The organism is Pseudomonas kilonensis, assembly GCF_001269885.1.
Classification (GTDB): Bacteria; Pseudomonadota; Gammaproteobacteria; order Pseudomonadales; family Pseudomonadaceae; genus Aquipseudomonas; species Aquipseudomonas kilonensis.
Window position 1 is genome coordinate 1 of the sequence record NZ_LHVH01000008.1, and the last position, 20,497, is coordinate 20,497.

16 protein-coding genes are annotated in these 20,497 nt (G+C 61.9%); 4 read left to right on the top strand and 12 right to left on the bottom strand.

Annotation, left to right across the window (positions count from 1 at the left end; all coding sequences use genetic code 11):
- The first annotated feature begins 242 nt into the window (after nucleotides 1-242).
- A complete protein-coding gene (locus AD662_RS03090) occupies nucleotides 243-1,256 on the top strand; it encodes an AI-2E family transporter (RefSeq protein WP_014336346.1) in 1,014 nt (337 codons plus the stop codon).
- Nucleotides 1,257-1,391: 135 nt separating this feature from the next.
- Here AD662_RS03090 and AD662_RS03095 read toward each other — a convergent pair whose 3' ends face one another.
- On the bottom strand, nucleotides 1,392-2,666 hold the full coding sequence (locus AD662_RS03095; RefSeq protein WP_018611872.1) for an Hsp70 family protein: 1,275 nt from the start codon (nucleotides 2,664-2,666) through the stop codon (nucleotides 1,392-1,394).
- 457 nt (nucleotides 2,667-3,123) lie between these two features.
- Between AD662_RS03095 and AD662_RS03100 the strand changes: the two genes are divergently transcribed.
- The 3 genes from AD662_RS03100 (at nucleotide 3,124) to AD662_RS03110 (ending at nucleotide 9,675) form a co-directional block, all read left to right on the top strand.
- Entirely contained in the window at nucleotides 3,124-4,062 is a 939-nt protein-coding gene (locus AD662_RS03100) for a DnaJ C-terminal domain-containing protein (protein WP_053185379.1), read from the top strand.
- A gap of 159 nt (nucleotides 4,063-4,221) precedes the next feature.
- Nucleotides 4,222-4,521, top strand: a complete 300-nt coding sequence (locus tag AD662_RS03105; protein ID WP_018611876.1) for a chaperone modulator CbpM — start codon at nucleotides 4,222-4,224, stop codon at nucleotides 4,519-4,521.
- Between the two features lie 111 nt (nucleotides 4,522-4,632).
- Entirely contained in the window at nucleotides 4,633-9,675 is a 5,043-nt protein-coding gene (locus AD662_RS03110; protein ID WP_053185382.1) for an NEL-type E3 ubiquitin ligase domain-containing protein, read from the top strand.
- 199 nt (nucleotides 9,676-9,874) lie between these two features.
- On the opposite strand, the gene ureC is transcribed toward AD662_RS03110, so the two are convergent.
- The 11 genes from ureC to urtA form a co-directional block, all read right to left on the bottom strand.
- Nucleotides 9,875-11,575 carry an urease subunit alpha gene (gene ureC / locus AD662_RS03115; RefSeq protein ID WP_018611880.1) on the bottom strand — a complete coding sequence of 567 codons (1,701 nt, stop codon included), beginning with the start codon at nucleotides 11,573-11,575 and terminating at the stop codon, nucleotides 9,875-9,877.
- Between the two features lie 82 nt (nucleotides 11,576-11,657).
- Nucleotides 11,658-11,963: an urease subunit beta gene (locus AD662_RS03120; protein ID WP_003197343.1), complete on the bottom strand. Its 306-nt coding sequence runs from the start codon at nucleotides 11,961-11,963 to the stop codon at nucleotides 11,658-11,660.
- On the bottom strand, nucleotides 11,960-12,493 hold the full coding sequence (locus AD662_RS03125; protein WP_018611882.1) for a GNAT family N-acetyltransferase: 534 nt from the start codon (nucleotides 12,491-12,493) through the stop codon (nucleotides 11,960-11,962). The genes AD662_RS03120 and AD662_RS03125 overlap by 4 nt, the downstream gene beginning before the upstream one ends.
- A gap of 5 nt (nucleotides 12,494-12,498) precedes the next feature.
- Nucleotides 12,499-13,032: a GNAT family N-acetyltransferase gene (locus tag AD662_RS03130; protein WP_018611884.1), complete on the bottom strand. Its 534-nt coding sequence runs from the start codon at nucleotides 13,030-13,032 to the stop codon at nucleotides 12,499-12,501.
- 9 nt (nucleotides 13,033-13,041) lie between these two features.
- Nucleotides 13,042-13,344 (bottom strand): urease subunit gamma, encoded by a 303-nt coding sequence (gene ureA, locus AD662_RS03135; RefSeq protein ID WP_003197350.1) that lies wholly within the window; start codon nucleotides 13,342-13,344, stop codon nucleotides 13,042-13,044.
- Nucleotides 13,345-13,649: 305 nt separating this feature from the next.
- Complete coding sequence (locus tag AD662_RS03140) at nucleotides 13,650-14,492, bottom strand: urease accessory protein UreD (protein ID WP_053185386.1); 843 nt, start codon at nucleotides 14,490-14,492, stop codon at nucleotides 13,650-13,652.
- A gap of 30 nt (nucleotides 14,493-14,522) precedes the next feature.
- Entirely contained in the window at nucleotides 14,523-15,221 is a 699-nt protein-coding gene (urtE, locus tag AD662_RS03145) for an urea ABC transporter ATP-binding subunit UrtE (RefSeq protein WP_018611889.1), read from the bottom strand.
- Between the two features lie 230 nt (nucleotides 15,222-15,451).
- Nucleotides 15,452-16,321 (bottom strand): urea ABC transporter ATP-binding protein UrtD, encoded by an 870-nt coding sequence (gene urtD, locus AD662_RS03150; RefSeq protein ID WP_018611891.1) that lies wholly within the window; start codon nucleotides 16,319-16,321, stop codon nucleotides 15,452-15,454.
- Nucleotides 16,318-17,397: an urea ABC transporter permease subunit UrtC gene (urtC, locus tag AD662_RS03155; RefSeq protein ID WP_024617353.1), complete on the bottom strand. Its 1,080-nt coding sequence runs from the start codon at nucleotides 17,395-17,397 to the stop codon at nucleotides 16,318-16,320. The genes urtD and urtC overlap by 4 nt, the downstream gene beginning before the upstream one ends.
- Nucleotides 17,397-18,893, bottom strand: coding sequence for an urea ABC transporter permease subunit UrtB (gene urtB / locus AD662_RS03160; RefSeq protein ID WP_053185389.1), 1,497 nt, complete (start codon nucleotides 18,891-18,893; stop codon nucleotides 17,397-17,399). The genes urtC and urtB overlap by 1 nt, the downstream gene beginning before the upstream one ends.
- A gap of 126 nt (nucleotides 18,894-19,019) precedes the next feature.
- Nucleotides 19,020-20,285, bottom strand: coding sequence for an urea ABC transporter substrate-binding protein (urtA, locus tag AD662_RS03165; protein WP_014336360.1), 1,266 nt, complete (start codon nucleotides 20,283-20,285; stop codon nucleotides 19,020-19,022).
- Nucleotides 20,286-20,497: the final 212 nt, after the last annotated feature.

The following is a 20,497-nucleotide window of genomic DNA, read 5'->3' on the forward strand; positions in this document are numbered from 1 at the left end:
AACCCATGAGCCCTATCGTCGGATCGCCGCCCGGAGCAAGCTCGCTCCCACAGTGGGCCGGGCGATGCCGATCCAGGGTGGGAGCGAGCTTGCTCCGGGCGGCGATCCGACGATGGGGCCGGCACAGCCACCGCAAAAAAAAACCTGAACTGCGACGAAGGTCGGCCGATACAATCCCTAGTGCTGCCAGTGGAAGGCTGGCAGACTGCCGATCCTTTCACGCCGTTTTGTCCTGAGGCTGTATGCCAACGTTTTCTCAGCGTCATGTGTTGTTGGTGATCAGTTGGGTGATCATTTTTGGTGGGCTGTTGCTGGTGCTGCCGTTGCGTCTGTTGCCGAGTTTGCTGGCCGGGCTGCTGGTGTTCGAACTGGTCAACATGCTCACCCCGCAGTTGCAGCGATTGATCGAAGGCCGCCGCGCTCGCTGGCTGGCGGTGGCGTTGCTGGGCACGCTGGTGGTCAGTGTGCTGACGTTGATCTTCGCCGGTGCCTTCAGTTTCCTGCTGCATGAAGCGGAAAACCCAGGCGCGTCCCTGGACAAGTTCATGGCGGTGGTCGACCGCGCCCGTGGGCAATTGCCGCCGTTCATCGACGCTTACCTGCCGGCCAGCGCCGCCGAGTTCCGGGTGGCGATCGGTGACTGGGTGAGCAAGCACCTTAGTGATCTGCAACTGGTGGGCAAGGACGCGGCTCACATGTTCGTGACGTTGCTGATCGGCATGGTGCTGGGGGCCATCGTTGCCCTGCAGCGCATCCCCGACCTGACCAAGCGCAAACCCCTGGCCGCGGCGCTGTTCGATCGGCTGAACCTGCTGGTCAAGGCGTTTCGCAACATCGTCTTCGCCCAGATCAAGATTTCCCTGCTCAACACCTTCTTCACCGGGATTTTCCTCGCGGTGGTGCTGCCGTTGTTCGGCATCCAGCTACCGTTGACCAAGACCCTGATCGTGATGACGTTCCTGCTGGGGCTGCTGCCGGTCATTGGCAACCTGATGTCCAACACCCTGATTACCATCGTCGCCTTGTCGTTGTCGATCTGGGTGGCGGTCGCGGCGCTGGGTTACCTGATCGTGATCCACAAGCTCGAATACTTCCTCAACGCACGTATCGTCGGCGGGCAGATCAGCGCCAAGTCCTGGGAGTTGCTCATGGCGATGCTGGTGTTCGAAGCCGCGTTCGGCCTGCCGGGGGTGGTGGCGGGGCCGATTTATTATGCGTACCTCAAGAGTGAGTTGAAGCAGGTGGGGATGGTCTGATCCAAGGGGTGTGTTGTCTGATCTGACGCCTTCGCGAGCAAGCCCGCTCCCACAGTTTGACCGAGTTCCTTCAGGAAGAGTGCGGTTCAAGTGTGGGAGCGGGCTTGCTCGCGAAAGGCGCACCTCGGTCTGGGATCAGGCCTGAGTGCCGTACCGCTTCATCGCCTCGATCGCCAACCCGCTGCCGATACTGCCGAAGATGTTGCCTTCCACATGCCGCGCCTGGGGCAGCATCGCCGAGACGCTGTTGCGCAGCGCCGGGATGCCGCTGGAACCGCCGGTGAAGAACACCGTGTCGACCTGATCGACCCGCACGTTGGCATCGTTGAGCAACTGCGTGACGCTGCCGCGTACCCGCTCCAGCAAGCCGTCGATGGCCGACTCGAACAAGGCCCGGCTCAGGTCCACGCTCAGGCCTGGCTCGATCCGGTCCAGCGGCACGTGGCGCTGGTCGGCGTGGGTCAGCTCGATCTTGGTTTCTTCCACTTCCATCGCCAGCCAGTGCCCGGCGCGCTGTTCGATCAGCTTGAACAGCCGGTCGATGCCGCCGGTGTCTTCGATGTCGTAGCGCATGCTGCCCAGGGCCAGGGTGGATTTTTGCGAGTACACCGCGTTGATGGTGTGCCAGGTCGCCAGGTTCATGTGGTGACTGGTGGGCATGTAGGCGCCGCTTTTCATGCGGCTGCCGTAGCCGAACAGCGGCATCAGGCCGGCCAGCGAGAGTTGCTTGTCGAAATCGGTCCCGCCGATGTGCACGCCACCGGTGGCGAGGATGTCGGCGTGGCGGTTGTCGTGGGTGCGCCGCTCGGGGGACAGGCGCACCAGGGAGAAGTCCGAAGTACCGCCGCCGATGTCGACGATCAGCACCAGCTCTTCTTTCTCGATGGTCGATTCATAGTCGAATGCCGCCGCGATGGGCTCGTACTGGAAGGAAACCTCCTTGAAACCGATGGCGCGGGCGACGTCCACCAAGGTGTTTTCCGCTTCCTGGTCGGCCATTTCATCGTCGTCGACGAAAAACACCGGGCGCCCCAGCACCACTTCTTCGAATTCCCGACCGGCGGTGTCTTCGGCGCGTTTCTTCAATTGGCCGATGAACAGCCCCAGCAGATCCTTGAACGGCATGGCCGTGCCCAACACGCTGGTGTCGTGCTTGATCAGCTTGGAGCCCAACAGGCTCTTGAGCGAGCGCATCAGCCGGCCTTCATAGCCTTCCAGGTATTCGTGCAGGGCCAGGCGGCCATACACCGGACGGCGCTCCTCGAGATTGAAAAAGACCACCGAGGGCAGGGTGATCTTGTCATCCTCCAGCGCGATCAACGTTTCCATGCCGGGGCGCAGCCAGCCGACAGTGGAGTTGGACGTGCCAAAGTCGATGCCGCAGGCACGGGCCGGGGATGCGTTTTTCATGTCTTTCGGGTTCCAGTTGAAAAAACGGCCGCGCAGTGTATGTCAGTGCGAGGCGGATTCGAAGGCCGGTTATCCGCTAATTCGCAATCGTCGGCCTTGAAAGCGGCCCTTATACCCCCAAACTTGCTGGCATGGGCCAAGTGGCCTGTATGGTCAGTTCTGTTAGCTCAACTTCGGCGCCAGAAGCCCCTAGCCTGCGTTGCTGTTCCTCGCCATAGCGGGCTATGACTCGTCACAGCGCCTTGGCTAGGGACTTCTGGCATCCGAATTTGAACTAACGAACTGACCACACAGGCCACTGGTAGCCACACGGCGGTACAAGAACCGCCACCGGCTGCCGATAAACTTCTGAAGCGCCGCCCGGTCACAAACCTTGAGATTGGTCAAACTCCGGGGCTTGTACCACGAGCATGCTGTGCATGGCGGTGCTATATCGATAACGGATGGTGATCCTTCAATGGACTTCAAAGACTATTACAAGATCCTGGGTGTCGAGCCGACGGCCGACGACGCCACGATCAAGGCCGCCTATCGCAAACTGGCGCGCAAGTACCACCCGGATGTGAGCAAGGAAAAGGACGCCGAAACCAAGTTCAAGGACGTCTCCGAAGCCTATGAAGCGCTGAAAAGCGCCGACAAACGCGCCGAATACGACGACCTGCGCCGCTACGGTCAGCACGGCCAGCCGTTCCAGGGCCCGCCGGGTTGGCAGAGCCGTGGTGGTTTTGGCGGCCAGGACACCGGCGACTTCTCGGACTTCTTCAGTTCGATTTTTGGTAATCGCGGGCCGGGTTTCGGTGGCGGACAGTCAGGTCGCAGCGCCGGCCGTCGAGGGCAAGACGTGGAAATGGAATTAGCGATCTTCCTGGAAGAGACCCTGTCGAGCGAGTCGAAAAAGGTCAGCTTCCAGGTGCCGCAGTACAACGCGGCCGGCCAGCATGTGAGCAACACCAGCAAAAGCCTGAACGTGAAGATTCCACTGGGCGTGACCGACGGCGAACGCATCCGCCTCAAGGGCCAGGGTGCGCCAGGTATCGGTGGCGGCGCCAATGGCGATTTGTACCTGACCATTCGCTTCGCGCCGCACCCCAAGTTCGACGTCGAAGGCCAGGACCTGATCATCACCTTGCCCCTGGCACCGTGGGAATTGGCGCTGGGTACGGAAGTGGCGGTGCCGACCCTCACCGGCAAGATCAACCTCAAGGTCCCGGCCGGCAGCCAGAACGGCCAGCGCATGCGCGCCAAGGGCCACGGCCTGCGCAACAAGGCCGGCGAGCGCGGCTACCTGTTCGTGCAACTCAAGGCCGTGATGCCCAAGACCAGCGACGAGGCGGTCAAGGCGTTGTGGGCGGAACTGGCGAAGAAAGCCGCGTTCGATCCGCGGGAGAATTTCTGAACACATCAGATGTGGGAGCAAGGCTTGCCCGCGATGAATGCAACTCGATCTCCAGGAATTGAGGCACCTCTGTCGCGAGCAAGCTTTGCTCCCACAGATCCCGTTCACAAGGGTAGGCGGGGCTAGACTCGACAGTTACAGCATTGGGAGAAGCAGACCATGAGCAACCCGATCATTGAACTGAACCTGCTGGAATTCTGTGAAGCCGCCGCATTGGCCGATGTCCATGTGATCGAAATCGTCGAGCATGGCATCCTTGAACCCCACGGCGCGGCCCCGACGGATTGGCGTTTTACCGATTACGAACTGGCCCTGGCCAAGCGTGCTGCGAAGCTGCGACACGACCTGGACCTGGAGTGGGAAGGCGTCGCCCTGGCGCTGGACCTGCTGGAAGAAGTCCAGCAACTGCGGGCCGAGAACCGTCGGCTGCGTCAGCAACTGGGGCGTTGGGTGGAATGAAAGCGGCGGGCCTGGACGACATTCGGGTCGAGAAAAGCGATAAATAGTTACCGCACTCACCGCTCAAAGGCTGGTTAGGCTCGGGTTTTCCACCCTCAAGGATGACCCGATATGCCAGAACCGATTCTTGGCCCTGTGCGCCCCGAAAACCGCGGCCTGCACTTGGACCTGCTCAAGGCCCGTATTCCCGGCTGGTACAGCGGCGCTATCGTGCAGCGTCAGCAGGCGCTGAGCGACCATGAGCTGGAACTTCCAGACTGGTACGTGAAGACTTCCCACGAAACCAGGACCAGCCTCAAGCACAGTCACTCCCGCTACCGCGAAACCCTGAACCAGATCGACAATGTGCTGGGCAACATCCAGGACATCCGCGCCTTTGCCGAGCCGCTGCTTACCCAGGCGATCCAGACTGAATTCAAGCAAACACTGAACGTCAAGCAGGTGTATTTCGTCCGCAAGTACGGGCTCAAGATGCGCGATGATTTTTTTGGCGCGCTCGTCCTCGATAACGAGGGCAGTCATTTCGATCGCTACGAATACCGCGGCACTTCGCTGCTGGAGGCCGCGCTGGCCAATTTCGATCCCGACGAAGAGAACAAACCCGGCTGCACCGACTGCAGCCTCATTACCACGGTGCGTCCGTTTTATGGTGGCGAGGTTATGCCTTCTATCAACGCCTTTCGCGCCGGGGAGTTGCCGATCGCGCCCGAGGCCTTTGCCCGGCTGTGCCGCAAACTGGACCTGGGACGCCGGTATCAAGAACACATCAACGCCATCGTACGGCCGATCAACCACGAGGTACGCAGCCAGTTGGATCGCCAACTGCGCGACCATCACAAAGAGGGATTGGCGTTGTGTGTCGAGGTGGCCAGGGCCAAGGGCGACATCAGCGTGGCCGTCTACCGAATGTTGCAGCAAGTGGTCAGCGACCAACGCGCGATCTTGCTTGATGGCCGGGCGGTGACGTTCACCTCATTGAGCATTTTCGGTATCGAGCTGGTTGGTCCGGTGCTGATCGGCCCCGACCGTGAAAGCAGTCGCCGGGTGGAGCGGGTCGTGGCCTATATGCCGGGCGATCCCGAACAGCCTCTCAAGGAATATGCTTCCAGCGCTGAATTCATGGTCGATCTTCGGCGGCGCCTGCACGGTATCGCTTACCGGCGATTCTTCAGTCGTTTTGTGCCGTTGCGTCAGCAAGGCGCTTTTTTCGAGCAGTTCAACCACCTCTATCAATCTTCCACAGAGGCAGATGATCAGGTCGATTTTCCTCTCAAATCGTCGTTGCGGAATCTGCCCATGGCAACGGCAGCCTTTCCCGAACCTTTATGGGAATCGTTGCGTCTCAGGCAGATCCAGAAGATCCAGGTCGATGCCCGGGCGGTGGCGGTGCCCACCGGTGATGAGGACAAGAAAGCGCGTCTGGCGCGGCTGGACAGTTACCTGGATGCCGTGATCGATGTCTTCAACCTGGCAGCGTTCGTGGTGCCAGGGCTTGGGCCGCTGATGCTGACGGTAGGCGCTGTGCAGATGTTCAACGAAGCGTTCGAGGGCATCGAAGCGTTCGAACGTGGGGAGACCAGGGAAATGTGGGCGCACTTCTCAAGCGTGGCCCTCAACACGGCATTCGTCGCCACCGGCGCGGCGGTGTTGCCGCACATTCAATGGTCGAGCACGGTGGATCAGTTGGAGCCGGTGCAACTGGCCAACGGTGAATCACGCCTCTGGCGCCCCGACCTGACGCCTTATCAGAGTGTGCGGGAACCCCCCGCGACCTCGGTTCCAGATGCTCAAGGGCTGTACCGGGTCGATGGCCGGGACGTTGTGCCGCTGGACGGCCAGCATTACGAGGTGCAACAGGATCCGACGACCCGGCGCTATCGCATTCGTCACCCTTCCCGGGGGCCGGACGCTTATCAGCCCGGGCTGACGGACAACGGCAGCGGTGCCTGGAGCCATGAACTGGAACAGCCGCGAAGCTGGGAGGGGGCGAGGTTGATGCGCCGACTCGGCCATTGCGTCAAGGACTTCAGTGACGCTGATCTGGAGCAGATCCGTACGGCCAGTGGTACGAGCGAGGAGGTGCTGCGGCGGCTGCATGTCGAGGGCGAGCCGATGCCTGCTTTGCTGGCCGACACGATCAAGCGCTTCGACCTGTGCCGACAAGTCGACCGTTTCATTGAGCAACTGCAAAGCGAAGACCCGCTGCGGTATGAAGCAGCCGATCCGATGACCCAGCTGCATCTACTCGCTGGCTACGGTCCTTGGCCAAAGGGGCTGAGATTGATGGTGGTCGACGGTTCGGGCAAGACGCTTTGGGAATATGCGCGTCCATCGGAAGGGGGCGCCCCGGTTCGAGATGTCATCATCCCCGAGGGGAAAGTCCGCACGCCTTCGGTGCTGAAGAATCTGATCCAGGCGGTGGATGCTGCGGGGGGCGACCTGTTGGTCGGTACGACCCCGGCGATTGCGAAAACGAATATGGACGCTCGGGTCCGGCAGTTGCGCAAAAATCTCGCCGCCGTGGTGGCGCGTGAAAAGGTGCAACTGTTCAACGATCATTACGCCAAAGGTGACGTGTCGAGCGACCCGCGTGCAACGCTGATCAAATCCCGTTTCCCCTCGGTTCCGGCGGCGGCAATCGACCAGATAGTAGCGTTTGCCAGCCCGACCGAGCATCAGCAGATGGCCGCTTGGGACTTCACGGATGCCACCCAGACCAAACCCATCCCACTGCGCATCGCCGAGGAGCTGCGTGACTACCAGCGAGCGCTGCGTTTGAACCGGGCATACGAAGGTTTACACCGTGAAACGCTGGCCACGGCTGACACGCCTCGGTTGGCGTTGGCGACCTTGAAAACCTTGCCCGGTTGGAGTGATACGGTGCGCATCGAGCTGCGCGAAGATGACGTTTCAGGCGTTGTGATCGGGAGTATCGGGCCACAAGACCCGACGCAGACCAAGATCGTGGTCAAGGACGATGAGCGTTACAAGGCCTTTGACGACAAAGGCAATGACCTGAGCCACTGGGGGAGTCTCTACGATGCCTTGCAGCATGCCCTCCCGGATGCCGAGCGTCAGGCCATGGGCCGGCCTTCGATTCATCAGGGCAATCTCTTGCAAGCGGCTATTGGTGCAACGCCATTAGGCCGAGTCGCGCTGGCGCAGGTCTTGAAAATGCAACCGCTCAAACCCTCCTTCAAGTCGCCGATGCGCCTGGCTTCGGGCAAAGTTGGCTATCCCATGAGTGGGGTACGGGAGCGGCTGGGCCTGGGCCGATCGCGGGAACGTCGGGTGCTGGAGTTGTACCCGGACTATACGAGCGAGCAAGTCCAGAGCCTGCTGCGGTCCTTGGGTGATGAAGCCGTTCCGGAACTCAAGCGGCGTAAAATCGAGTTGGATACGCTGCGCCGGGAACTGGATCACTGGGCCAGCCTCCCCCTGATACTGGATGTGGGTAATGATCGTATCCGGCGGGTGCCGCCAGCGATCAGGCAAGGGGTGGCTGAGCGCATCAAACGGTGCTGGAGGCGCCAGACTCCGGTCGTTACGGCGGTGGATGGCAGCAGGGTCGGGTATGAGCTTGATTTGAGTGGGCAGGACGTAGGAACGTTGCCGGGCCTGTCGGCCGACTTTAGCCATGTGGCCTCGCTAAAGCTTCGAGACATGAGGTTGTCGGAACCCTCCTGCGACAGATTCCTCACGGGCTTCTCCTCGCTTCGCTGGTTGGACATGTCCAGCAACAGGTTGACCGGTATTCCTGCATCGCTGGGGTTGATGAATAGTTTGACCAGGCTGCAGTTGCGGTCGAATCAAATCAGGCTGACACCCCGCGGCATTCAGATCCTGGAGGGGCGTGCCAGTCTGAAAATGCTCAACCTGGATCATAATTCGCTGGGCCGGTTACCGGACTTCAGCCCTCTGACCAACCTGCGCGGATTGAGTCTGAGGGACACTGGAATTGACACCTGGCCTACCGGTTTGCGCGATCAGCCGCTGGAACAGATTGATTTACGCAACAACCAACTGACCGATGTGCCGGCTGATCTGACTTCCCCGCCAGCCGAGCGTGCTCATGCCACGGCACGTGTCAATGGCGTGACCCTGATCCAAGGCAATCCGTTGAGCGAGGCGACCCAGCAGCGCTTGCGTGATTACTGGACGAACCTCCTGCCCTTGCATCCCGAATGGGTGGCCTTGCGTTTGCCCGGCGCGTTTGAGCCTGCCCCGGCGCAAAGGCTGTCGAATGTGGATTTATGGTTGCGAGACCTGCCCACGGAGCAATTGCAGGACAAAAAGGCGTTGTGGCAAAGCCTGAAGGCTGAAGCCCAGTCCAGGGAGTTTTTTCAGCTGTTGAGCCGATTGGCCGGCTCCTACCAGGAAGTGGAAAATTATCCGGACCTCCAGGCGCGTGTCTGGCAGATGCTTGAAGCGATCAGGGATTCCACCGAGTTGCGGCGTGAACTGTTCGACCTGGCTGGCGCGCCGGCGTGTGAGGATCGCGCCGCGTTGTCCTTCAGCTACCTGGAAATCAAATTGATGATCCACAACGCCAAGGCCCTGACGGTGGGAGAACAGGAGGCTGTGGCGCTGATCCGGCTGGCCAAGGGGCTGTTTCGCCTCGATGAGGTGGAGCGCATTGCCCTGCAGGATATCCAGCAGCGGCGTGACACGATCAATGCCCGCCGGGATCTCACCACCGCGCAAAAGAACCGGCTCATCAGGCAGATCGAAGAAGTAGAGGTGCGCCTGGCCTACCGTGTCGGCCTCAAGGATCGACTGGAACTGCCCGGACAGCCCAAGGGTGGGCGATTTATCCAGGTGGCCGGCGTTACGGCAGAGATGCTCAATGCGGCGGCAGCCGAGATCATCGCGCTGGATGATTCACCGAAGCAATTGCAGTCGCTGGTTGGCCGGGACTTCTGGATCGATTACCTGAAGCAAAAACGCGCGAGCCTTTTCCAGGCGATGAATGATGCCCTCATCGCCAATCAGCTTGCGCTGGATGAGGCGAAAGCGGCCGGAACCCTGGAGGAGCCCGACTATGTCAGCCAATCCGAGACACTGGGCTTGCAACACAAGGTCAAGGAAGCGGAGCTGATCCAGTTATTGACCAAAGAGGAGCTGGAGGCCCTGGTGGAAAGCACGGACCTGTAAGACGACCCCGTTCCCGCCTGGATCAATGAACCCCGTGGCGAGGGGATTTATCCCCGCTGGGCTGCGAAGCAGCCCCAAAGCCGGCCACCGCGATGTATCAGGTTGATGTGATCAGTTTTTTAGGGCTGCTGTGCAGCCCAGCGGGGATAAATCCCCTCGCCACATGTAACTGTTGGCCGGATACCCAGTGTGATTCAACTCAAAACAGGAAATAACGCTGCGCCATCGGCAGCACTTCGGCCGGTTCGCACCACAGCAATACGCCGTCGGCCTTGACCTGGTAGGTCTGTGGGTCAACGTCGATGCTCGGCAGGTAGTCGTTGTGGATCAGGTCGGTCTTCTGCACATCGCGGCAGCCTTTGACCACGGCGATTTTCTTCTTCAGCCCAAGCTGTTCCGGCAACCCGGCCTCGGCGGCGGCCTGGCTGATGAAGGTCAGGCTGGTGGCATGCCGCGAGCCGCCAAAGCTTGCGAACATCGGTCGGTAGTGCACCGGTTGCGGCGTCGGGATCGAGGCGTTGGCGTCACCCATCAGGCTGGCGGCAATCGCCCCGCCCTTGAGGATCAACGTCGGCTTGACGCCGAAGAACGCCGGGCGCCACAGCACCAGGTCGGCCCACTTGCCCACTTCGATGGAACCCACTTCATGGCTGATGCCATGGGTGATCGCCGGGTTGATGGTGTACTTGGCGATGTAGCGCTTGATGCGGAAGTTGTCGTTGCCTTCGCCGTCGCCGGGCAGGGCGCCGCGTTGCTTCTTCATCTTGTCGGCGGTCTGCCAGGTGCGCGTGATGACTTCGCCGACGCGGCCCATGGCCTGGCTGTCGGAGCTGATCATCGAGAAGGCACCGAGGTCATGGAGAATGTCTTCGGCGGCGATGGTTTCGCGACGAATGCGGCTTTCGGCGAAGGCCACGTCTTCGGCAATGCTCGGGTCCAGGTGATGGCAGACCATCAGCATGTCCAGGTGTTCGTCGATGGTGTTGCGGGTGAACGGCCGGGTCGGGTTGGTGGAGCTGGGCAGCACGTTGGCGAAGCCGCAGGCCTTGATGATGTCCGGCGCATGACCGCCACCGGCACCTTCGGTGTGGTAGGTGTGGATGGTGCGGCCCTTGAAGGCGGCGAGGGTGGTTTCGACGAAGCCCGATTCGTTGAGGGTGTCGGTGTGGATCGCCACCTGCACGTCGTACTGGTCGGCCACGCTCAAGCAGTTGTCGATGGCGGCCGGGGTGGTGCCCCAGTCTTCGTGCAGCTTCAGGCCGATGGCCCCGGCCTTGACCTGCTCGATCAGCGGTTCCGGTAGGCTGGCGTTGCCCTTGCCGGTGAAACCGATGTTCATCGCAAAGGCATCGGCGGCCTGGAGCATGCGCGCCAGGTGCCATGGGCCGGAGGTACAGGTGGTGGCGTTGGTCCCGGTGGCGGGACCGGTGCCGCCGCCGATCATGGTGGTGACGCCGCTCATCAGCGCTTCTTCGATCTGCTGGGGGCAGATGAAATGGATGTGGGTGTCGATGCCGCCGGCGGTGAGGATCATGCCTTCGCCGGCGATCACTTCGGTGCTGGCGCCGATGGCGATGGTCACGTCGGGCTGGATGTCCGGGTTGCCGGCCTTGCCGATGGCCGCGATGCGGCCGTCCTTGAGGCCGACATCGGCCTTGACGATGCCCCAGTGGTCGATGATCAGCGCGTTGGTGATCAAGGTGTCGACGACCTCGGCGGCCAGCAGCTGGCTTTGCCCCATGCCGTCGCGAATCACCTTGCCGCCGCCGAATTTCACTTCTTCGCCGTAGGTGGTGAAGTCCTTTTCCACTTCGATCCACAACTCGGTGTCGGCCAGGCGGACCTTGTCACCGACGGTGGGGCCGAACATGTCGGCGTAGGCTTGTCTCGAAATCTTCATGTGCTCGCCTTGAGGTTTCCTGATCGTTCCCACGCTCTGCGTGGGAATGCCGCCATGGACGCTCTGCGTCCGCTTGTGTGACCTAAAGGTTGCCCATGACCCGCCCGGCAAACCCGAACACCCGGCGATGCCCGGCCAGGTCCACCAGTTCCACCTCGCGGCTCTGGCCCGGTTCGAAGCGCACTGCGGTGCCGGCCGGGATGTTCAAGCGCATGCCACGGCTGGCGGCGCGGTCGAAGGTCAGGGCGTCGTTGGTTTCGAAAAAGTGATAGTGCGAACCAACCTGGATCGGCCGGTCGCCGCTGTTGGCGACGTTCAGCGTGAGCGTGCGGCGACCGACGTTGAGTTCGATGTCGCCAGGCTGGACCTGGTATTGCCCTGGAATCATTGCGGTTGCCCCAAAGTCTTGTAGTAAATGGTGGTCGCGGTATACGTCCCGTCCGGGCTCTGGCAGTAGTCGGGCAGCTCGCCGACGCGGGTGTAGCCCATGGCCCGGTAGAATGCCTCGGCCTCGGAGCCGGCCTGGGTGTCCAGGTACAGCAGGCCGCGCTTGTGCTGGCGGGCGCCGAGTTCCAGGGCACTCATCAATTGCTGGCCCAGGCCACGACGGCGGGCCTCGCCGCGCACCAGCAGCTTCTGCACTTCAGCGCGGTTGAGGCCGTTGGGCTTCTGGCACAGGGCAAGCTGGACGCTGGCCTGCACCTGTTCATCCTTGACCACCACCCACAGCAGCAGGTGGCCCTGGTTGAGGCTGGCCTGGACCTCGTCGAAATAGGCGCGGGCCTGGTCGGCATCGAGATCGGCCAGGAACCCCACGCTGGCGCCGTATCCGACGGCGTCGAGCAACAGATCGATCAGGCCCTGGCGATAATGCGCAAAGCTTTCAGCGTGGACACGACGTAACTGGGCGGGGTTCATAGGCATCACTCCTTGTCGAAGACGGGCGGTTGCGCCCCGGGATTGAGGACCAACTGCATGAAAGTCAGATCCAGCCAGCGGCCGAACTTGGTACCCACCTGGGGCATCTGCCCGGTGGTGACGAAACCGGCGCGCTCGTGCAGGCGAATCGAGGCGGCATTGCCGCTCTCGATGGCGGCGACCATCACGTGTTTGCCGCAGCCCCTGGCGCGCTCGATCAATGCGCTCATCAACAACGGGCCGAGGCCATTGCCGCGCTGGTCGCGGCAGACGTAGACCGAATGCTCCACGGTGTGCCGGAAACCGTCGAAAGGCCGCCAGTCACCGAATGAAGCGTAGCCGAGCACGTTCTCCTCGGCGTCGACCATCACCAGCACCGGATAGCCTTGGGATTGTCGGGCGCTGAACCACGCCTGGCGATTGCCCAGGTCCACGGCCTGTTCGTTCCAGATCGCGGTGGTGTTCAGTACCGCGTCGTTGTAGATATCGCGGATCGCTGGCAGGTCTGCCAGTTGGGCGTCACGGACGTGGTGCGTCATTGCGTGGCCTCAGGCGATGGGTTGGTGGACGGTGACCAGTTTGGTGCCGTCGGGAAACGTCGCCTCGACCTGGATCTCGGGGATCATTTCCGGAATGCCTTCCATCACCTGCTCGCGGCTCAGCAGCGTGGTGCCGTAGTGCATCAGCTCGGCCACGGTCTGGCCGTCACGGGCGCCTTCGAGCAGGGCCGCGGAAATATAGGCCATGGCCTCCGGGTAGTTGAGCTTCAGGCCACGGGCCAACCGTCGTTCGGCGACGAGGCCAGCGGTGAAGATCAGCAGCTTGTCTTTTTCGCGTGGGGTCAGGTCCATGTGCAATCCATAAGGGCAGATAAAAAATTCGGGCCGTAAACACAGATACCTGTGGGGACAGGCCTGTGGGAGCAAAACCTGTAAAAGCAAACCTGTGGGAGCCAAACCTGTAAAAGCAAAACCTGTAAAAGCAAAACCTGTGGGAGCAAAGCTTGCTCGCGATAGCAGCGCTTCGGTCTATCAGAAAGACCGCGTCATCGTTCATCGCGAGCAAGCTTTGCTCCCACAGAAATTCATTGCTTCCACTCCATTGCTCCCACAGAAATTCATTGTTTGCATGCCATTGCTCCCACAGAAAAGCAGATTCATGTGCTCCAGATTCGGGGTGGCACGGCCTCTCTTCCAAGCAATGCAGGCCTGAGCAAGCGCCACAATTCAATCAACCACCCCCGCGCCAGCAACGCCTCGCTCGCCAGGCAGCGGGCCACGACCAGGCCGGGCAATTGGGTCAGGTCGCCGCGCACGGCATGGTCCAGGGATCGGCACTGCTCCAACAGCTCGCTGTCGATCTCGCCGGTCACCAATAACGTGGCAAACACCGGATCACCGCCGAGCCCGATGGGTGAGTCGAGCAACCCATCACCGCCCACAATGCGCTGGCGTTCATGCCACAGCAACTGGCCGTCGCGGCGAATGTCCAACCGTGACTGGAAATGCCCCAGGTCGAACCGCTCGCCGCTGGCCGGTCGGCCGAGGGCAACCATGTCCCAGTAGAACAGGCGCCCGTCGCCCTGCAGGTCGATGCTCGTGCTGAGTTCGGCCTGGGCCGCGCTGAAGACGATGGTTTCCTGGGGCAGCCATTCCAGGGTCGCACCGGGGGCCACGCTCAGGGTCAACTGCTGGTACGCAGGGGCGGCGGCGCGATACCACTTGGCCGCGCCGGGGCTGGTCAACTGCGCCCAGGCGCCCGGGCCGACGTGGGCCGAGATGTCCAGGCGGTCACCGCCGGCAATCCCGCCAGGCGGGTGGACGATGATGTGCTGGCACACCTCGGGGCCCTCGGCGTACAAGTGCTTCTGCACCCGCAACGGACCTTTGTGGCGGCGCTGAACCGGACGTGTGCAGTCGCCGAATCGGGCATAACCCAAGTCCAGCTCGGCGTGCCAGCTGGGGGTGAACAGGGCTGATGGCGAAACAGGTAGATTCATGATTTTCTAATGATCGTCGGGACGCTAAGACTAGATCGTAACCAGCCCGCGCACACCCTCGGCTTCCATATTTTCTCCGCGCCCCTGCTGCACGATCTCGCCCCGGGACATCACCAGGTACTGATCGGCCAGCTCGGCGGCGAAGTCGTAGAACTGCTCCACCAGCAAAATCGCCATGTCGCCCCGGGCCGCCAGTTTCTTGATCACCACGCCGATCTCCTTGATCACCGAGGGCTGGATGCCTTCGGTGGGCTCGTCGAGAATCAGCAGGCGTGGACGGCTGGCCAGGGCCCGGCCAATGGCGAGCTGCTGTTGCTGGCCGCCGGACAGGTCACCGCCACGGCGCTGTTTCATTTGCAGCAGCACCGGGAACAATTCGTAGATGAATGCCGGTACCTCCTTGGCTTCGGAGCCGGGGAACCGCGACAGGCCCATCAGCAGGTTTTCTTCCACCGTCAGCCGCCCGAAAATCTCCCGGCCCTGGGGCACGTAGGCGATGCCGGCATGCACCCGTTGGTGTGGCTTGAACGTAGTGATGGCCTTGCCTTCCCAGTTCACCGCGCCTTCCTTGGCCGGCAACAGGCCCATCAGGCATTTGAGCAGGGTGGTCTTGCCCACGCCGTTGCGCCCCAGCAGGCAGGTCACCTCGCCGACCTTGGCGTCGAACGACAGGCCGCGCAGGATGTGGCTACCGCCGTAGTACTGGTGCAGTTTGTCGACTTGCAGCATGTCTTGAATTCCCCTCAAGCCCCCTGTGGGAGCAATAGCTTTCTGTAGAAGCAACCTTTCTGTAGAAGCAATACCTTTCTGTGGGAGCAAAGCTTGCTCGCGATGAACGATAACGCGGTCCTTCCGATAGACCGAGGCGCTGCTATCGCGAGCAAGCTTTGCTCCCACAGGCTCACTCCCACAGGCTCACTCCCACACGCCCGCTCCCGCAGGGGGATGTGTTTGCAGGTCTAGCGACCGAGATACACCTCGATCACCCGCTCATTTTCCTGCACCTGTTCCAGCGACCCTTCGGCCAGCACGCTGCCCTGGTGCAGCACGGTGACGTGGTCGGCAATCGCGCCGACGAAGCCCATGTCGTGCTCCACCACCATCAGCGAATGCTTGCCCGCCAAGGACTTGAACAGCTCGGCGGTGAACTCGGTCTCGGCGTCGGTCATGCCCGCCACCGGTTCGTCGAGCAACAGCAATTGCGGGTCTTGCACCAGCAGCATGCCGATCTCCAGGAACTGCTTCTGCCCGTGGGACAGCAGCCCGGCGGCGCGGTTGACCGAGGTGGTGAGGCGGATGGTCTCGAGCACTTCGTTGATACGGTCGTGCTGCTCGCCAGTGAGTTTCGCCCGCAGGCTGGCCCACACCGACTTGTCGGTCTTGAGCGCCAGCTCCAGGTTCTCGAACACGCTCAACGCTTCGAACACCGTGGGCTTCTGGAACTTGCGACCGATGCCGGCCTGGGCGATCGCCACTTCGCTCATGCTGGTCAGGTCCAGGGTTTCGCCGAACCAGGCCTTGCCATGGCTGGGGCGGGTCTTGCCGGTGATCACGTCCATCAGCGTGGTCTTGCCGGCGCCGTTGGGGCCGATGATGCAGCGCAACTCGCCGACGCCGATGTACAGGTTCAAATCGTTCAAGGCCTTGAAGCCGTCGAAACTGACGCTGATGTCTTCCAGGGTCAGGATGGTGCCGTGGCGGGTGTTCAGGCCCACGCCGGCTGCTTGGCCGAGGCCGATGGCGTCGCGGCTGCTGCCAGCGTCCTGGTTGGGTTCCGGCGGGAAGAAGGCGGGTTCGAGCATGAATTCGGCACTCGCTGTGATTCTCATTGTTCACCTCTTTTCTTCAGCAGACCGATCACGCCCTTGGGCAGATACAGGGTCACGACGATGAACAGCGCACCGAGGAAAAATAGCCAGTACTCAGGAAACGCCACGGTGAACCAGCTCTTCATGCCGTTGACCACACCGGCACCCAGCAGCGGTCCGATCAGCGTGCCGCGCCCGCCAAGGGCGACCCACACGGCGGCTTCGATGGAGTTGGTCGGCGACATTTCGCTGGGGTTGATGATGCCCACCTGCGGCACGTACAACGCCCCGGCCAAGCCGCACAACACCGCGCTCAACACCCAGACGAACAGCTTGAAACCACGGGGATCGTAACCGCAGAACATCAGGCGGTTTTCCGCGTCGCGCAGGGCGGTCAGCACCCGGCCGAACTTGCTGCGGGCCAGGCGCCAGCCGATGAACAGGCTCGCCACCAGCAACAACACCGTGGCAAAAAACAGCACCGCGCGGGTGCCCGGCTCGGTGATGCCAAAGCCCAGAATCGAGCGGAAATTGGTGAAGCCGTTGTTGCCGCCAAACCCGGTTTCGTTGCGGAAAAACAACAGCATCCCGGCGAAGGTCAGGGCCTGGGTCATGATCGAGAAATACACGCCCTTGATCCGCGAACGGAAGGCGAAGAAACCGAACACCAGCGCCAGCAAACCCGGCGCCAGCACCACCAGGCACATGGCCCAGAGGAAGCTGTCGGTGCCGGCCCAGTACCAGGGCAGCTCGGTCCATGACAAGAAGGTCATGAACGCCGGCAAGCCATCGCCGGCGGCCTGGCGCATCAGGTACATGCCCATGGCGTAGCCGCCCAGGGCGAAGAACAGGCCGTGGCCCAGGGAGAGCAAACCGGCGTAGCCCCAGACCAGGTCCAGGGCCAGGGCGACGATGGCGTAGCAGAGAATCTTGCCCACCAGGGTCAGGGTATACGCCGAGACGTGCAGCGGATTGTCCGCCGCCAGCAGCGACAGTAGCGGCAAGCTCAACAGCACGGCCAGGATCAGCAGGCCGACGGCGAGGGTAACTTTGGGGCCGGCCTTTTGCGTGGCCGTGAGCATCAGGGGCTGGTTCATCAGTCGATTACCCGTCCTTTGAGCGCGAAGAGGCCTTGCGGACGCTTCTGAATGAACAGAATGATCAGCGCGAGGATCAGGATCTTGCCGAGCACGGCGCCGATCTGCGGTTCGAGGATCTTGTTGGCGATGCCCAGGCCGAACGCGGCGAACACGCTACCGGCCAACTGGCCGACGCCGCCGAGCACCACCACCAGGAACGAGTCGATGATGTAGCTCTGGCCCAGGTCCGGGCCGACGTTGCCGATCTGGCTCAGGGCCACGCCGCCCAACCCGGCGATGCCCGAGCCGAGGCCGAAGGCGAGCATGTCCACCCGCCCGGTGGGCACGCCGCAGCAGGCGGCCATGTTGCGGTTCTGGGTCACCGCGCGGACGTTCAGGCCCAGGCGCGTCTTGTTCAGCAACAGCCAGGTCAGCACCACCACGAACAGCGCGAAGGCAATGATCACGATGCGGTTGTATGGGAGCACCAGGTTCGGCAATACCTGAATGCCGCCCGACAGCCAGGCCGGGTTGGCGACTTCGACGTTCTGCGCGCCGAACACCAGGCGCACCAGTTGGATCAGCATCAGGCTGATGCCCCAGGTGGCGAGCAGGGTTTCCAGCGGACGCCCATAGAGGTGGCGAATCACCGTGCGCTCCAGGGCCATGCCGATGGCGGCGGTGATGAAAAACGCCACCGGCAGGGCAATCAGCGGATAGAACTCGATGGCGTTCGGGGCGAAGCGCTGGAACAGCATCTGCACCACATAAGTGGAGTAGGCACCCAGCATCAGCATTTCGCCGTGGGCCATGTTGATCACCCCCAGCAGGCCGAAGGTGATCGCCAGGCCGAGGGCGGCGAGCAGCAGGATCGAACCCAGGGACATGCCGCTGAAGGCTTGGCCCAGCAACTCGCCCACCAGGAGTTTGCGTTTGACCTGGCTGAGGCTGGTTTCGGCGGCGGTGCGCACAGCGGCATCGGTTTCGACGCCGGGTTCGAGCAAACCTTCCAGGCGGGTGCGGGCCAATGGATCGCCGGTTTCCCCCAGCAGGCGGACGGCGGCCAGGCGTACGCTCGGGTTGGCGTCTACCAGTTGCAGGTTCGCCAGGGCCAGGCTCAGGGCGGCGTGTACATCTTCGTCCTGCTCGCCGGCCAGTTGCCGGTCGAGAAACGCCAGTTGGGCGGGGCGGGCGCTTTTTTGCAGTTGCTGCGCGGCAGCCAGGCGTACGTGGGCATCGACGGCGAGCAGTTGATGGCTGGCGAGGGCGGTTTCGATCAGCCCGCGCAAGCGGTTGTTCAGGCGCAGGGTTTTTGGCTGGCCGTCGACGGTCAACTGGCCTTGTTGCAGGGCGTTGATCAGTTCAACGCGCTCAGGCTCCGGCTGCGCGGCCCAGTTTTCCAGGAGTTTGGCCTGCTGGGGCGGGTTGGCGGCGACGAAGTCTTCGGCGTCGCCGGCGTGGGCGGCCATTGGTAGCAGCAAACATGCTAGGAGGAACAAACGATAAAGGGACATAGCTACGTCCTGTAAGGCGACGACGGACCCTGTGGGAGCAAAGCTTGCTCGCGATGGCGGTGTGTCTGGATGACCGCGATCGCGAGCAAGCTTTGCTCCCACAGAGTTAGGGGCTTGTTCCCAGGCTCAGTTGCTCTTCACCGCATAGTCAGGCTTCTTGTCGTTGCCGGCGATGAACGGGCTCCAAGGCTGGGCGCGGATCGGCCCTTCGGTCTGCCAGACCACGTTGAACTGACCGTCGGCCTGGATCTCGCCGATCATCACTGGCTTGTGCAGGTGATGGTTGGTCTTGTCCATGGTCAGGGTGTAGCCCGACGGTGCGGCGAAGGTCTGGCCGGCCAGGGCTTCGCGGACTTTGTCGACGTCGGTGGACTTGGCTTTTTCCACGGCTTGGGCCCACATGTGGATGCCAACGTAGGTGGCTTCCATCGGGTCGTTGGTCACGGCTTTGTCGGCGCCTGGCAGGTTCTTGGCCTTGGCGTAGGCTTTCCAGGAATCGACGAACTTCTTGTTTGCCGGATTCTCCACGGATTCGAAGTAGTTCCACGCCGCCAGGTTACCCACCAACGGTTTGGTGTCGATGCCGCGCAGTTCCTCTTCGCCCACCGAGAACGCCACGACCGGTACGTCGGTGGCTTTCAGGCCCTGGTTCGCCAGTTCTTTATAGAACGGCACGTTGGAGTCGCCGTTGACCGTGGAAATGACGGCGGTCTTGCCGCCGGCCGAGAACTTCTTGATGTTGGCCACGATGGTCTGGTAGTCGCTGTGGCCGAACGGGGTGTAGACCTCTTCGATGTCTTTGTCTGCCACGCCTTTGGAGTGCAGGAACGAGCGCAGGATCTTGTTGGTGGTGCGCGGGTAGACGTAGTCGGTGCCCAGCAGGAAATAACGCTTGGCGCTGCCGCCTTCTTCGCTCATCAGGTATTCCACCGCCGGAATCGCCTGCTGATTCGGCGCGGCGCCGGTGTAGAACACGTTTGGCGACATCTCTTCACCTTCGTATTGCACCGGGTAGAACAGCAGCCCATTGAGCTCTTCGAACACCGGCAGCACGGATTTACGCGACACCGAGGTCCAGCAGCCGAACACCACGGCGACCTTGTCCTGGGTCAGCAACTGACGGCCCTTTTCGGCGAACAGCGGCCAGTTCGACGCCGGGTCCACGACCACCGCTTCAAGCTTCTTGCCGTTCACACCACCCTTGGCGTTGATCTCATCAATGGTCATCAGCGCCATGTCCTTGAGGGACGTCTCGGAGATCGCCATGGTGCCGGACAGCGAATGCAGGATGCCGACCTTGATGGTCTCGGCGGCCTGGACGGTCCAGGCCATGCCCATCGCGGCAATGCTTGCCGAGAGTGTAAAAGCCTTGATCAAGCTACGACGCTTCATTGTGCGATCTCCGTGGACTTATGAATTTTTTTTGAGGGCAGATGCAAACGCTGAAAGCGCTTTTGCAAGGGGTGTGCCCGGTCGGGGGAAGGCGTTGAAATGCGGGGTTGGCGTGGGATGTGTTCGAGCGGTTGCACCATGAGTGAACGCATTGTGGGGGCTGGTGCGAAGAGGTGCGCCACATTGGGGCGAGAGAGTTGCGATGCCCCTGT